A 12,659-nucleotide genomic window follows, 5' to 3' on the forward strand; every position below is an offset into this window, starting at 1 on the left:
GTCGGCGGTTACCTTCACCTCACTCATCATAATTCAGTCCGCTAAGTTACCTACAAGAAACCGCCTTACAGCGATGATATGCATGCACAACGTGCTTGCTGTTACGTTCAGTGGCTAAGGTCAGCGCTGTTGTCGCAACGCACAACAAGTACGCGACGTGTTTTGTTTCGATCGGTTCCAAATTGCATTTGCCTCCGCGCGAGAACGCGATCATTCTTGCGCGCAAGTCCGACGCCGGCCCGGTGGGCGTCGGTCACTCAAGTTGCCGCCGTAAGCGGCTTCATGCACCGGCAGGGGAAGACGCCTATGCCAACGCTCACCATCAACGGGCGGAGTCTGTCCGTAGATGCGGCAAACGACACGCCGCTCCTTTGGGCTATCCGCGAACAATTGCAGATGACCGGCACGAAGTTCGGCTGCGGCGCCGGCCTGTGCGGTGCCTGCACCGTGCACGTCAACGGCGAAGCCGTGCGCTCGTGCCAGACCATGATCGGCGATGTCGCCGGCAAGAAGATCACCACCATCGAAGGCCTCTCCGCCAAGGGTGATCACCCGCTCCAGAAGGCGTGGATCGCCGAGCAGGTGCCGCAATGCGGCTACTGCCAGTCCGGGCAGATCATGCAGGCGGCCTCGCTGCTGGCGAAGAACGCCAATCCGACCAAGGAAGAAGTCGTGGCCCATATGGACGGCAATCTCTGCCGTTGCATGACCTATTCGCGGATCCAGAAGGCAATCATGCGCGCCGCAACCGAGATGCGCACTGCATCCGCCGCCGGCAACGAGCGGAGGCCCACATGAACAAGCACGTGAACAACATCACGCCTGAGGCGACCGATCTCAGCCGCCGCTCCTTCCTGGTCGGCACCGCCGCCACCGGCCTCGTGCTCGGCTACGCCGGCGTGCCCGGCGTCGGTGAAGCGCTCGCCGCCGCGCCCGCCAATTTCGAGCCGAGCGTCTGGTATGCGATCGGGCCGGACGGCCTCGTCACCGTGACCTGTGGCAAGGCCGACATGGGCCAGCACATCGCCTCCACCATGGCGCAGATCGTCTGCGAAGAGCTGGGTGCGAAATGGAGCGACATGCGCGTGTCGCTTGCCTCCAACGATCCGAAATTCAACGACCCCGTGCTGGGAGCGCAGATCACCGGCGGAAGCTGGTCGACCATGATGAATTTCGACGCGATGAGCCGGGCCGGTGCGGCCGGGCGCATGGCGCTGACGGAAGCGGCCGCAGCCGCTATGGGCTTGCCGCCCTACTTCAAGGATCAGCTGGTCGTGCGTGAGTCCATGGTCACGCATCCGAAATCGAAGAAGTCGATGTCGTTCGCCGACATCGTCAAGAGCGGCAAGGCGACCAAGACCTTTACGCCGGACGAGCTCAAGGCGATCAAGCTGAAGACGCCGGATCAATACACCATGATCGGTGTGTCGGTGCCGCAGCTTGATATCCCCTCCAAGACCAACGGCACGGCCAAATACGGCATCGACGTGATGTTGCCGGGCATGGCCTATGGCGCGCTGGTGACGCCGCCGGTGCGCTTTGGCGCCACGGTGAAATCAGTCGACGACAGCGCGGCGAAGAACGTGCCGGGCTTCATCAAGGCCGTCATCCTCGACGACAAGACCCAGACGACCTCCGGCTGGGTCGTTGCGGTGGCTGGCACCTACGCCAATGCCAAGAAGGCGGCTGCGGCGCTCAAGATCAGCTATGACGGCGGTCCGAACGCAAAGGCCTCGAGCCAGTCGCTGCTGGACGAGGCCAAGCGGCTTCAGAAGCTGGACGATTCCGGTCAGTTCTTCGTCAAGGACGGCGATCCCGCGGCAGCGTTCGGTTCGGCCGCAAAGGTGCTGGAAGCGGAGTACACCACCAGCATCAACATCCACGCGCCGATGGAGCCGATGAACGCCACCGCGGAGTTCAAGGGCGACATCCTCCACATCTATTCCGGCAACCAGTTTGCGACGCGCTCGGGTGCGATCGCGGCCGGTGCCGCCGGGATCGATCCGAAGTTCGTGGTGATGCACCAGATGTGGCTCGGCGGCGGCTTCGGCCGCAGGCTCGATGCCGACATGATGGTGCCGGCGGTGCAGGCGGCGAAGGCGGTCGGCAAGCCGGTGAAGGTGATCTATACGCGCGAGAACGACATGACGATGGATTTCTCGCGTCCGCTCACCTATCAAAAGGTCAAGGCCGGCGTGGACGGCGACGGCAAGCTCGTCGCGCTGAGCCATGACGTGGTCTCGGCCTGGCCGACGCAACGTTGGGGCATCCCGGACTTCCTGTCGCCGTCGGTCGACAAGAAGGGCCCGCTCGATGCCTTCACGGTGAACGGGTCGGACTTCTTCTACACCGTGCCCAACCATACTGTGCGGGCGATCAAGAACGAGATGGCGCACAACGCCACCCCGTCCGGTCAGCTCCGTTCGGTGGCGCCGGGCTGGACGTTCTGGGCGGTCGAAAGCATGATCGACGAGATCGCGGTTGCGACCGGCAAGGACCCGGCGCAGTTCCGCATCTCGCTGCTCGACGGCGCCGGCAAGAACGACGGCGGCGCGCAGCGGCTGCGCAACACGCTGCTGGCCGCGATGGGGCTTGCCGGCTACGGCACCAAGCAACTGCCGAAAGGCGAGGGCATGGGCGTTGCCTGCGTCTCGTCGCAGGAACGTGCGACGGCAAGCTGGACCGCCTGCGTCGCCCACGTTGCCGTCGCGCCGTCAGGCGAGGTGACCGTGAAGAAGCTCACGGTCGCAACCGACGTCGGCACGCAAGTGCACCCCGACAACATCCGCGCCCAAGTCGAGGGCGCGGCGATGTGGGGGCTGTCGCTGGCGCTGTACGAGAAGGCGACGTTGAAGGACGGTGGCATCGAGCAGACCAACTTCGACAGCTACACGCCCTTGCGCATGAGCCAGGTGCCCGAGGTCGCGATTGCCGTAATCGCCAATGGCGAAAAGGCCACCGGCGTCGGCGAACCGGCGGTGACGGTGATCGCTCCGGCGATCGGCAACGCCATCTTCAACGCCTCCGGCGCCCGCGTCCGCGCGCTGCCGATCACGGCCGAAGCCGTGAAGGGCGCCATGAAGGCGTAAGGCCGGCTGCGATTGTGACGTGATATGATCCGCCGGAGGGCAACCTCCGGCGGATTTGTTTTGGTCGGCGTCTCTGCGGTCTCGCTGTCATGCTCCGCGAAAGCGGGGCATCCAGTACACTGCGGCTTCTCGGTTCTAGCCGCACCGTCTCGGAGTACTGGATCGCCCGGTCAAGCCGGGCGATGACGGCGGTGGGTGGAACGCACGGAGCGCCTAAATTCCCCTTTGTTATCAACGACCATTCTACTGTGCATGGGGTTGTTTTCGAGTTTTTTTTGATGGGACCCGCTGCGGGAGCCAATCCGTCAAATTGAGCGCAAGTCGTCAGGGTTTCCTTGAGCACGCCTCTTAAGGGCCGGAGAACCTGATCCGGCATAGGCTGACGCCCAATACAGTCCCGTGCTTTTGGGGAAGCCATGAACGCCTCAGCCAAACCCGCCGCCAAACGCCGGCTGCTGCTCGCCTCCGACCGGAGCGACGAGAGCACTGAGCTTGCCAGCATCCTGAAGACGGTCGGCGATGTCGCGACGGTCACGACTGACGCCATTCCCGATCAGCCCTCGCGAGAGCTCTCCGGCCTCGTGGTCGACATCAACCTGCGCTCGCCCGAGAGCGTGCAGCGGGTGCGCAACAAGCTGCGCGGCGATGCCTATCGTTCGATGCCGCGGCTGTTCGTGCTCGCCGACGCGCTTCATCACGGCACCATGCAGGCCTGGGCGCTGGGCGCCACCGACACCATCTCGCGGCCGCTCCAGGCCGAGGCGATTCTGCAGCGTATCCGTGCTGCGTTTCCCGACACGGCGACCTATGACGCGACCGATCGCGGCAAGACGCTCAACCGCGGCGTCGAAGCGGCGCATGCGGTGCTCAAGAAGATGTTCGAGAAGCTGCCGCTCGGCGTGCCTCTGACTTTCGATGACGTGATCGCCGCCGAGAGCAAGATCTTGAAGGCGATCAAGCATTCGTCGCTGCGCGAATGGCTCACCGCCGTCGGCTGCCACCATGTCGGCAGCTATCGTCACTGCCTGTTCGTCACCGGCTTTGCGGTCTCCTTCGCTCAGCATCTCGGCATGCGCGAGGACGACCAGCGCCGGCTGACCCGCGCCGCGCTGTTGCACGACGTCGGCAAGGCCTTTGTCCCCTCCGCGCTGCTCGACAAGCCGGGCAAGCTCAGCGACGAGGAGATGGACGAGGTCCGCCAGCATCCGCGCCGCGGCTATGACGCGCTCGCAGCCCAGGGCGGCTTCCCACCGGAGATGCTGGACGTGGTTCTGCACCACCACGAATTTCTCGACGGCTCCGGCTATCCCAACGGGCTCTTGTCGAACCAGATCAGCGATATCGTGCGGGTCACCACCATCGTCGACATCTACGCCGCGCTGGTGGAGAAGCGCGCCTATCGCATGCCCTTCACCCACTCCCGCGCCTTCACGATGATGGAAGGCATGGGCGCCAAGCTCGACCAGCAGCTGTTGCAGGCGTTCCGCCCCGTGGCGCTGGGATCGTTTTGATTTAGAGTCATTCCGGGGCGCGCGGAAAGCGAGAACCCGGAATCTCGAGGTTCCGCGTTCGGTGCTTCGCGCCGCCCCGGAACGACAGAATATTCACCCCAGCATCTTTCGCAGCTCCGCCTTCGCCACCTTCTCCAGCGTGGATCGCGGCATATCGTCGACCAACCTGATCTCGCGCGGCACCTTGAAGTCGGCGAGGCCTTTGCGGCAGGCCGCCATCACGCGATCATGCAGATCGGGCGCTGCGCCCGCGACGCCGTCGTGCGGGATGATGAAGACGACCGGGACCTCGTCCAGCATCGGATGCTTCTTCGCCACCACGGCGGCCTCGCGCACGCCGGGAACGACCGCGATGACCTGCTCGATCTCTGAGGCCGCGACGTTCTCGCCGCCGACCTTCAGCATGTCCTTGGCGCGGTCACCGAACCTGATGAAGCCGTTCTCCAGCAGCGTGACGCGGTCGCCGGTGACAAAGAAGCCGTGCTCGTCAAAGCTCTCGCGCGTCGCCGTTTCGTTGTGCAGATATTCGGCGAACAGCGACAGGCCGGGAATGCCCTTGATCGCGAGATTTCCGGTGTCGCCGATTGCGGTCGGCCGGCCGTCATCATCGGTGATGCGGATTTGATATTCCGGCGCGGCGCGGCCGATCGACATCGGCATGTTGGGCTGGTCGATCTCGCCGACGATGCCGTGTGTGATGGTCTCGGTCATGCCCCACCAGCCGATGATCTTGACGCCGAAGGCAGCGAACCCCGGCGGCTCGTTGACGGCCGTGCCCCACAGGCGGAATTTGTGGTCCGTCGGGATCTCCTGCTCGAGCAGCGCCTTCATGCAGAACGGAATGGTCGAGGTCCAGGTCGCGCCGTGCTCGCGCGCCACGCGCCAGAACCGGCTTGCGGAGAAGCGCGGCTGGATCACGCAAGTGGCGCCGACCCACAGCGTCGCCAGCATGGAATAGGCCAGCGCATTGGTGTGGAACAGCGGCAGATAGGTCTGGTGCACATCGCCCGCGTGCAGATCCTCGTGCGCGGCGTTGACCTTGGCGCCCCACAACGCGTTGGCGTGGGTCCAGAGCACTGCTTTCGGCCGCGATGTCGTGCCCGAGGTGTATTGCACGCTGCATGGCGCGAGCGGGTCGGTGGCGCGCCGCGGCCGGTCGGCGCTGTCGGCAAACAGAGCGTCGAAGCTGTCGCCGTGCGCGACCGTTTGCGCAGGCGCTGCTCCCGCGTCGTGCGCGGTCACCGCCATCCAGCGCAAATTGCGGCAGTGTGTTGCGACGATCTCGGCATAGGCCGGCTGGGTGATCGCGGCGACCGCACCACAATGATCCGCAAAATACGCCATCTCGGCGGGCGCCGAGCGCGTGTTGGTGGTCACCGCGACGGCGCCGAGTTCGACGCAGGCAAACCAGGCCAGCATCGCCTCGATGCAATTGTCCAGATGAATGAGCACGTACTCGCCGGGCTTGACGCCGCGTCTGGCGAGCCCTGCTGCCAGAGCGCCGACCCGGTCGTGAAACTCGCCATAGCTCCAGCGTCGCGCCGGTGCGTCGAACGGCGCCCAGACCAGGAACGGATGTGAGCTGCGCATTTCGGCGCGCATCTTGAGCAGCCAGGGCACGTCGAGCCCTGCGAACGGGCCTACGATTCCAGCCGGGGTTTGCGAATTCGGCATCTGTCCTCCCGTGCAGCCTGTTTCGCGGGGGCCGCTTTCGTTATCGGGAGTCTTTCTGCCACCGGACGGCGCGGGGAGCAAATGCTCTCACCGCGCCTCAGTCCTGGTACGACGAAATCTCGATCGGGCTGCCGTACGGGTCCGGCTGACCGTCATGCTTTATCCTTTCGTCGCCATGTTCGTTGCGGACTTTCCGCGTGCGGTCCGCCTTGTTACAAGCCGCGGACGCCACCTTCCGGCTATCCGGCTTTCAAGAACAACAATTCGGGAGAACCCTTGAGATGATCAACCGCCGTACCGCGCTGAGCCTGCTCGCCGCCACTCCGCTCGCAGCCTCGCCGCTGTCGAAGGCCTTTGCCGCGGATTATCCGACCCGGCCGGTGAAGTTCGTCGTCGGCTATCCGCCGGGCGGTGCCACCGATATTCTGGCGCGGCTGATCGGCCAGCGGCTGTCGGAACGGCTCGGCCAGCAATTCGTGATCGAGAACAAGCCGGGCGCCGGCAACAATATCGGCACCGAATCCGTCGTGAACGCCGAGCCCGACGGCTACACGGTGTTGCTGGTCAATCCGGCCAATTACACCAACGCCACGCTCTACACCAACCTCAAGTTCAACTTCGTGCGCGACATCGCGCCGATCGCCTCGTTCCAGCGCGTGCCGAACGTGATGACCGTCAATAACGACGTGCCGGCGAAGACCGTCGCCGAGTTCATCGACTACGTGAAGGCCAATCCCGGCAAGGTGAACATGGCCTCGTCCGGCAACGGCACCTCGGTGCATCTGTCCGGCGAGATGTTCATGGCAATGACCGGCTGCAAGATGCAGCACGTGCCCTATCGCGGTGCGGCGCCCGCGATCACCGACATGCTCGGCGGCCAGGTGCAGGTCATCTTCGACAACATGCCCTCGATCATCCAGCACATCCGTTCCGGCTCGCTGCGCGCGCTCGGCGTCACCACGGCGCAACGCTCGCCGCAACTGCCCGACGTGCCTGCCATCGGTGAGACCGTAAAGGACTATGAGGCGAGCGCATTGTTCGGCATGGGTGCGCCGAAGAACATGCCCAAGGACATGATCGCCAGGCTCAACAACGAGATCAACACGCTCATGAAGGACCCCGACATGACCAAGCGCCTGGTCGAGCTCGGCGGCGATCCGCTGGTGCAGACACCGGAGGCGTTCGGCGAGGACATCAAGGCCGAGACCGAGAAGTGGAAGAAGGTCGTGGAGTTCGCCGGCCTCAAGGTCGAGTAGCGATGGTGTGATGACCGGGAACGAAGCCCTGCCGCATGGCAGGGCTTTTTCTTGCGCCCCCGCTCCACACTGATCGTCGGCTGATCACGCGGTCGTGCAAACCTGCGCCTGCGGTTTTCTGCTTGACGTTCCCGCCTTCGAGCTTATACTAAACCTTATGGTTAAGTATAAAGACGAGACGCTGGACCAGACTTTCGCGGCGCTGTCTGACGCGACGAGGCGTGCAATGCTTGCACGGCTCGGCGAGCAGGAAAGCCTCTCGGTGAGCGAGCTGGCAGCGCCGTTCCCGATCTCGCTGCCCGCGATCATGAAGCATCTCGATGTGCTCACGGATGCCGGCCTGATCGTGCGGGAGAAGACCGGGCGCACGGTCGCCTGCCGGCTCACCGCGCGACCGATGAAGCAGGCAATGAACTGGCTCAATCGCTATGCGCAATTTTGGTCCGACAATTTCGACCGCCTCGCCGCTTTTGTGGAGAAAGACCCATGGCCAACGCAGCCCTCAACACCGATCCGCGCAGCGCCGAACGCCCAGCCGAACGTCCAAGCCTCACGCTCAAGCGCCGGCTCCGCGCGCGGCCGGAAAAATCTACGCCGCCTGGACGCAAGCCGAGCATCTAGCGCAGTGGTTCGGCCCACCGAACATGAAGCCGGCATCGCTTGAGGCCGAGCTCGATGTGCGCACGGGCGGCCGCTACCGCATCAGCTTCACCCGTGACGACGGCGAATACTTCCAGGCCGGCGGGAGCTACCGCGAGGTCGTGCCGAACGAGCGGCTCGTCTTCACCTGGGCCTGGCACTCGACGCCGGAACGGGAATCGCTGGTGACGATCACGCTGAAGCCGGACAGTGCCGGCACCTTGATGATCTTCCATCACGCCCAGTTCTTCGACGAGACCGCGCGCGACAATCATCAGCGCGGCTGGAGCTCGTTCTTCGACAAGCTCGAGGCCTTCGTCGCCTGATCCCTGCCAACAGGAGGACACGATGCTGCAACATCAGATCGTCTCGCGCGAGCAATGGCTCGTAGCCCGCAAAGCGCATCTGGCGCACGAGAAGGAGCTCTCCCAGGCGCGCGAGCGCCTCGTCGCGGAGCGCCGCGCGTTGCCTTGGGTGAAGGTCGACAAGAATTATGTGTTCGACGGGCCGAACGGCAAGGTTACGCTCGGCGATCTCTTCAAGGGCCGCCCGCAGCTGGTGGTCCAGCATGTGATGTTCACGCCCGACTGGGAGGCGGCCTGCAAGAGCTGCTCGTTCTGGGTCGACGGCTTCGACCGCATGGTGCCGCATCTGGCCGCGCGCGACACCAGCATGGTCGCCATCTCGCTGGCGCCGGTCACGAAGCTCGAAGCTTTCAAGGCGCGAATGGGCTGGAGCTTCGACTGGGTCTCCTCAGGCCACAACGGCTTCAACTACGACTACGAAGTCTCGTTCACGCAGGCGCAGATCGACAAGGGCGTGCCGAGATACAATTTCGGCGCCACGCCCTTCTATGGCCCCGAGCTGCCGGGCATCAGCGTGTTCTATCGCACTGAGGCCGGCGAAATCTTTCACACCTATTCCTGCTTTGCCCGGGGCATCGACATGATGAACGCCGCCTATCAATATCTCGACCTCACGCCGCTCGGTCGTCACGAGGACGGTTTGCCCTATCCGATGGACTGGGTCCGCCTGCGCGACGAGTACCAGCCGCAGGCAGCGAAGGGGGCGTGCTGCCACGGGTGAGCTGTTGGGTACGCTGGGTCTATACGCACGCTGTCATCGCCCGACTTGATCGGGCGATCCAGTACTCTGAGAAAGCAGTGATGGAATCGAGAAGCCGCGGCGTACTGGATTCCCCGCCTTCGCGGGGAATGACGGCGGGGACGCGCGGCAGCGTGCCTCAATCCGCTTCAACTACCGCTTGGCGTCGGCCTGCTCCGTTCCGTTGCACGAGATCAGCATCGTATAGGCGCGGGCGTTGCCGGCGATGTCGGTGGTCTTGAGCTCGCCTTTCGGCTCGGAGGTCTGATAGGGCACCACGGAATTGTCGAGGAAGTCGCGCAGCGCGCCGGTCTTGATCGCGAAGTTGATGTTTTCGGGGATGTTGCCGGTTGCCGCGGCGATCCGGAGCCCGTCCAGCTTTCCCGTAACCACGCCCACGATCTGCCCGGTGGTGTCGAACAGCGGGCCTCCGCTGTTGCCAGGCTGTACCGGCGCGCTGATCTGCAGGAAGCGCGAATCGTTGCGTGTGCCGCTGAGCGAGCTCACGATTCCGGTCGTCACGGTGAAGTCCGACGTCAGCATCCCGTGGTAGGGAAAACCGATCGCCACGACCGAATCACCGGAACGGATCGAGCGATCGCGGATCCGGGCAAACTCCTTGAATGTCGCCGTCGACGGCGCCTGCAACAAAGCGAGATCGTTATTTGCGTCACTTGACACCACGCGCAACACCATCGCGGCCTCCCCGGTGAGATTGCCCTTGAGGTCGCTGCAGCCGTCGATCACATGGTTGTTGGTGACGATGTGCCCGTTGGCGCTGACCACGAAGCCGGTGCCGCTCTTGGACTTGGAGGACTTGCTCGGCGGCGGCGTGGTCGGCTTGTCCGCATTGGCTACCGGCTTCGCCGCGCCTTTGGTAAAATCGCCGGCCTTGTCGAGCCCGTCGGCTTTCACCTTGGTCACGCAATTTGCCAATGCGGCGATCACCGGCCCGGTCGAGGTCAGATCGAAATTCAGAACCGCGCGGCCGGCGGTCGCCACCATCAGGCTCGCCTTCTGGAAGGTACGCACAACATTGAGCGGCATGATGGCCGTGAGCATGTTGGATTGGTACGCCGTGGCGAACAGCCTGGCTTGCTCCTGCCCGTCAAAGGTCACGTCGATCGCGGCGTTCTCGCCCTTGTTGAAGCGGTAGCTGGGACTCGCAAAGGCAAGCGACCATGTGCCGGCGGAATTTTGGCTCACGACGAGGATGACGCCGTTCGCGTAGGGCGTCGTCGCGGCGCAATGGGAAAAGGCGCCGGTCTGATCGTTGCTAAAGGCCCCGCCGATCCAGTTCCCGACATTGACGGTGCCGAACGGTCCGGCCGCTTTTGCCGCTCCGACCAGACCGAGCTGCAAAAGAAACGCAATGACAAACGACCTAAGCCACATAACTTTCCCCCGGGAACGCCTTCGGCGCCATCTTATCTGCGCAAGCGGGCATCGCGCAACCGGCAGTTGTCCGGGCTGGAGCCTACGTCCACGTGCCGACATTCCGGCTTGCCTTTACTTTGTAAGACGGTATACTTTGCGATACAAAGTGACCGGGCGAGCCGGTCCGAGAGTTTGGGTGGAGCGAGGTTTGGCGTTGCCGATGCGTGATCTCGACAAGGCGCTGGCCGACATCGTGGCAATCCGCAGCCAGATTGCCGCCGGTACGGCGTTCCGCGGTTACGGCCCGGCGACCATGGCTGCGACCGGCGGGGTTGCGCTTGTTACCGCGATCCTGCAATTCTGGCTGCTCGACGATCCCACAGGCGCGCCGCTCGGCTTCTTTCTCGGCTGGCTCATCGCCGCTGCGCTGTCCGGCCTGATGATCTGGGTCGAGATGCGCGCGCGCTCGCGCCGGCATCATTCCGGCCTTGCCGACGCCATGATCCACCAGGCTGTCGAGCAATTTCTGCCTGCGGGCGTGGCGGGCGTGCTGCTTGCGGTGGTGATGTGGAAGTTCGCCGCCGAGACGCTGTGGCTCCTGCCGGGGCTGTGGCAGATCCTGGTGTCGCTCGGCATTTTCGCGTCCGTGCGCTCGCTGCCGCGCAGCGTGGCGTTTGCCGGGGCCTGGTACTTCGTCTCCGGCTTTGCGGTGGTTGTGCTGGCGAGCGGAACCCACACGCTGTCACCGTGGACCATGGGGCTGCCCTTCGTGATCGGCCAGTCGATCATGACGGCCATTCTGTATTTCGCGTCCGGAGACAATGATGTCGAAGACTGACAGCGCGCCTTTCTCTTACGAAGGGCTCGACCGCGTGATCCACGAGAAGGCGAGGCTTGGGCTGCTGACTTCGCTGATGGCCCATCCGAAGGGACTGGCGTTCGCCGATCTCAAGCAGCTCTGCGGCCTGACCGACGGCAATCTCAGCCGGCATCTGGCCGTGCTCCAGGAGGCCGGCCTCGTCGAACTGACCAAGGGCTACGAGGGCAACCGCCCGCACACCAGCTGCCGCCTGACCAAGAGCGGCCGCCGCCGCTTCCTCGACTATCTCGCGGTGCTCGAGCGGCTGGTGCGCGACGCCGCCAAGGCCGCCGGCCGCGAGGCGCCGTCGCCCGGACGGCTCGGCATCGTTTCAACCTGATCTCCCCCATTTTGACTGGAGACTTTGCAATGCAAAGTGAAATCACGCCCCCCAACGAGAAGCTTCACGTCGGCATCATCATGGACGGCAATGGCCGCTGGGCAACGCGGCGCGGCCTGTCGCGCGTGCGTGGCCACGAGGCCGGCGTCGAGGCGATCCGCCGCATCGTCGAGGCCGCTCCCAAGCAGGGTATCGGCACGCTGACGCTGTACGCGTTCTCGACCGACAATTGGCGCAGGCCCAAGGCCGAAGTCGCAGCCCTGATGACGCTGTTGCGCTTCTATCTCGCCAACGAGGTGCAAAGCCTGGTCAAGAACGGCGTGCGGCTCTCCGTGATAGGCCGCCGTGACCGCCTGCCGGACGGCATCGCCAATGCCATCGCGCGTGCGGAGCACTCAACCGCGCACGGCACCACGCTGCACCTGCGCATCGCCGTCGACTATTCAGCGCGCGATGCCATTCTCAACGCCGCGGCCAAGGCGGCCGCGCTCACGAGCCTCACCCGCGAGGCGTTCTCGCAGCTCGTCACCGGCGAGCCCGGTTTGCGCGATGCCGATCTGATCATCCGCACCAGCGGCGAGAAGCGGCTGTCGGACTTCCTGCTCTGGGAAGGCGCTTATGCCGAGCTGCATTTCACCGAGCGGATGTGGCCTGAATTCGAGGCGGCCGACCTTGCCGAAGCCCTGGCATGCTTTCACGGCCGCGAGCGGCGCTTCGGCGGTCTTCAGGCGATCATGCCCGAGGAGGTCCCGGCACTCTCGCGGGCGTGAGGCGCGGCAACGAACAAGCGGCCGCAAGTGACGGTGCGTC

Annotated in this window: 12 protein-coding genes; 10 read left to right on the plus strand and 2 right to left on the minus strand. The window is 64.3% G+C overall.

Features of this window, described 5'->3' with window-relative positions:
- Positions 1-306 precede the first annotated feature (306 nt).
- The 3 genes from AB8Z38_RS24640 to AB8Z38_RS24650 all read left to right on the plus strand — a co-directional run bounded on the left by AB8Z38_RS24640 (position 307) and on the right by AB8Z38_RS24650 (position 4,600).
- Positions 307-798 (plus strand): (2Fe-2S)-binding protein, encoded by a 492-nt coding sequence (locus AB8Z38_RS24640; RefSeq protein WP_369720354.1) that lies wholly within the window; start codon positions 307-309, stop codon positions 796-798.
- The gene (locus AB8Z38_RS24645) at positions 795-3,089 is read left to right on the plus strand and encodes a molybdopterin cofactor-binding domain-containing protein (protein ID WP_369720355.1); all 2,295 of its coding nucleotides are present in this window, start codon (positions 795-797) and stop codon (positions 3,087-3,089) included. The genes AB8Z38_RS24640 and AB8Z38_RS24645 overlap by 4 nt, the downstream gene beginning before the upstream one ends.
- Before the next feature lie 416 nt (positions 3,090-3,505).
- Positions 3,506-4,600 carry an HD-GYP domain-containing protein gene (locus tag AB8Z38_RS24650; RefSeq protein ID WP_369720356.1) on the plus strand — a complete coding sequence of 365 codons (1,095 nt, stop codon included), beginning with the start codon at positions 3,506-3,508 and terminating at the stop codon, positions 4,598-4,600.
- A gap of 93 nt (positions 4,601-4,693) precedes the next feature.
- Here the strand turns inward: AB8Z38_RS24650 and AB8Z38_RS24655 are convergent, their stop codons facing one another.
- Positions 4,694-6,274 (minus strand): AMP-binding protein, encoded by a 1,581-nt coding sequence (locus AB8Z38_RS24655; protein WP_369720357.1) that lies wholly within the window; start codon positions 6,272-6,274, stop codon positions 4,694-4,696.
- A 281-nt stretch (positions 6,275-6,555) separates the two neighbouring features.
- On the opposite strand from AB8Z38_RS24655, the gene AB8Z38_RS24660 reads away from it, so the two are divergent.
- From AB8Z38_RS24660 to AB8Z38_RS24675, 4 genes are all read left to right on the plus strand, one after another.
- On the plus strand, positions 6,556-7,530 hold the full coding sequence (locus AB8Z38_RS24660; protein WP_369720358.1) for a Bug family tripartite tricarboxylate transporter substrate binding protein: 975 nt from the start codon (positions 6,556-6,558) through the stop codon (positions 7,528-7,530).
- 226 nt (positions 7,531-7,756) lie between these two features.
- On the plus strand, positions 7,757-8,194 hold the full coding sequence (locus AB8Z38_RS24665; protein ID WP_369720359.1) for an ArsR/SmtB family transcription factor: 438 nt from the start codon (positions 7,757-7,759) through the stop codon (positions 8,192-8,194).
- Positions 8,118-8,495, plus strand: a complete 378-nt coding sequence (locus tag AB8Z38_RS24670) for an SRPBCC domain-containing protein (RefSeq protein WP_369726593.1) — start codon at positions 8,118-8,120, stop codon at positions 8,493-8,495. The genes AB8Z38_RS24665 and AB8Z38_RS24670 overlap by 77 nt, the downstream gene beginning before the upstream one ends.
- Positions 8,496-8,517: 22 nt before the next feature.
- Positions 8,518-9,255, plus strand: coding sequence for a DUF899 domain-containing protein (locus tag AB8Z38_RS24675; RefSeq protein ID WP_369720360.1), 738 nt, complete (start codon positions 8,518-8,520; stop codon positions 9,253-9,255).
- Between the two features lie 171 nt (positions 9,256-9,426).
- Here AB8Z38_RS24675 and AB8Z38_RS24680 read toward each other — a convergent pair whose 3' ends face one another.
- Positions 9,427-10,668 (minus strand): S1C family serine protease, encoded by a 1,242-nt coding sequence (locus tag AB8Z38_RS24680; RefSeq protein WP_369720361.1) that lies wholly within the window; start codon positions 10,666-10,668, stop codon positions 9,427-9,429.
- A 202-nt stretch (positions 10,669-10,870) separates the two neighbouring features.
- Here AB8Z38_RS24680 and AB8Z38_RS24685 point away from each other — a divergent pair, with 202 nt between their 5' ends.
- The 3 genes from AB8Z38_RS24685 to AB8Z38_RS24695 are packed head-to-tail and all read left to right on the plus strand — an operon-like array spanning position 10,871 to position 12,619.
- Complete coding sequence (locus tag AB8Z38_RS24685) at positions 10,871-11,488, plus strand: hypothetical protein (protein WP_369720362.1); 618 nt, start codon at positions 10,871-10,873, stop codon at positions 11,486-11,488.
- Positions 11,475-11,849 carry a transcriptional regulator gene (locus AB8Z38_RS24690; RefSeq protein ID WP_369720363.1) on the plus strand — a complete coding sequence of 125 codons (375 nt, stop codon included), beginning with the start codon at positions 11,475-11,477 and terminating at the stop codon, positions 11,847-11,849. The genes AB8Z38_RS24685 and AB8Z38_RS24690 overlap by 14 nt, the downstream gene beginning before the upstream one ends.
- 29 nt (positions 11,850-11,878) lie before the next feature.
- Positions 11,879-12,619 carry a di-trans,poly-cis-decaprenylcistransferase gene (locus tag AB8Z38_RS24695; protein WP_369720364.1) on the plus strand — a complete coding sequence of 247 codons (741 nt, stop codon included), beginning with the start codon at positions 11,879-11,881 and terminating at the stop codon, positions 12,617-12,619.
- Positions 12,620-12,659 lie beyond the last annotated feature (40 nt).

Origin of the sequence: Bradyrhizobium sp. LLZ17, from assembly GCF_041200145.1 — a bacterium.
GTDB lineage: Bacteria > Pseudomonadota > Alphaproteobacteria > Rhizobiales > Xanthobacteraceae > Bradyrhizobium.

Excerpts from the sequence above, each read along its gene's own strand:
- AB8Z38_RS24640 (WP_369720354.1), top strand. The coding sequence starts at position 307 with ATGCCAACGCTCACCATCAACGGGCGGAGTCTGTCCGTAGATGCGGCA.
- AB8Z38_RS24645 (WP_369720355.1), top strand. The coding sequence starts at position 795 with ATGAACAAGCACGTGAACAACATCACGCCTGAGGCGACCGATCTCAGC.
- AB8Z38_RS24650 (WP_369720356.1), top strand. The coding sequence starts at position 3,506 with ATGAACGCCTCAGCCAAACCCGCCGCCAAACGCCGGCTGCTGCTCGCC.
- AB8Z38_RS24655 (WP_369720357.1), bottom strand. The coding sequence starts at position 6,274 with ATGCCGAATTCGCAAACCCCGGCTGGAATCGTAGGCCCGTTCGCAGGG.
- AB8Z38_RS24660 (WP_369720358.1), top strand. The coding sequence starts at position 6,556 with ATGATCAACCGCCGTACCGCGCTGAGCCTGCTCGCCGCCACTCCGCTC.
- AB8Z38_RS24665 (WP_369720359.1), top strand. The coding sequence starts at position 7,757 with ATGCTTGCACGGCTCGGCGAGCAGGAAAGCCTCTCGGTGAGCGAGCTG.
- AB8Z38_RS24675 (WP_369720360.1), top strand. The coding sequence starts at position 8,518 with ATGCTGCAACATCAGATCGTCTCGCGCGAGCAATGGCTCGTAGCCCGC.
- AB8Z38_RS24680 (WP_369720361.1), bottom strand. The coding sequence starts at position 10,668 with ATGTGGCTTAGGTCGTTTGTCATTGCGTTTCTTTTGCAGCTCGGTCTG.
- AB8Z38_RS24685 (WP_369720362.1), top strand. The coding sequence starts at position 10,871 with ATGCGTGATCTCGACAAGGCGCTGGCCGACATCGTGGCAATCCGCAGC.
- AB8Z38_RS24690 (WP_369720363.1), top strand. The coding sequence starts at position 11,475 with ATGTCGAAGACTGACAGCGCGCCTTTCTCTTACGAAGGGCTCGACCGC.
- AB8Z38_RS24695 (WP_369720364.1), top strand. The coding sequence starts at position 11,879 with ATGCAAAGTGAAATCACGCCCCCCAACGAGAAGCTTCACGTCGGCATC.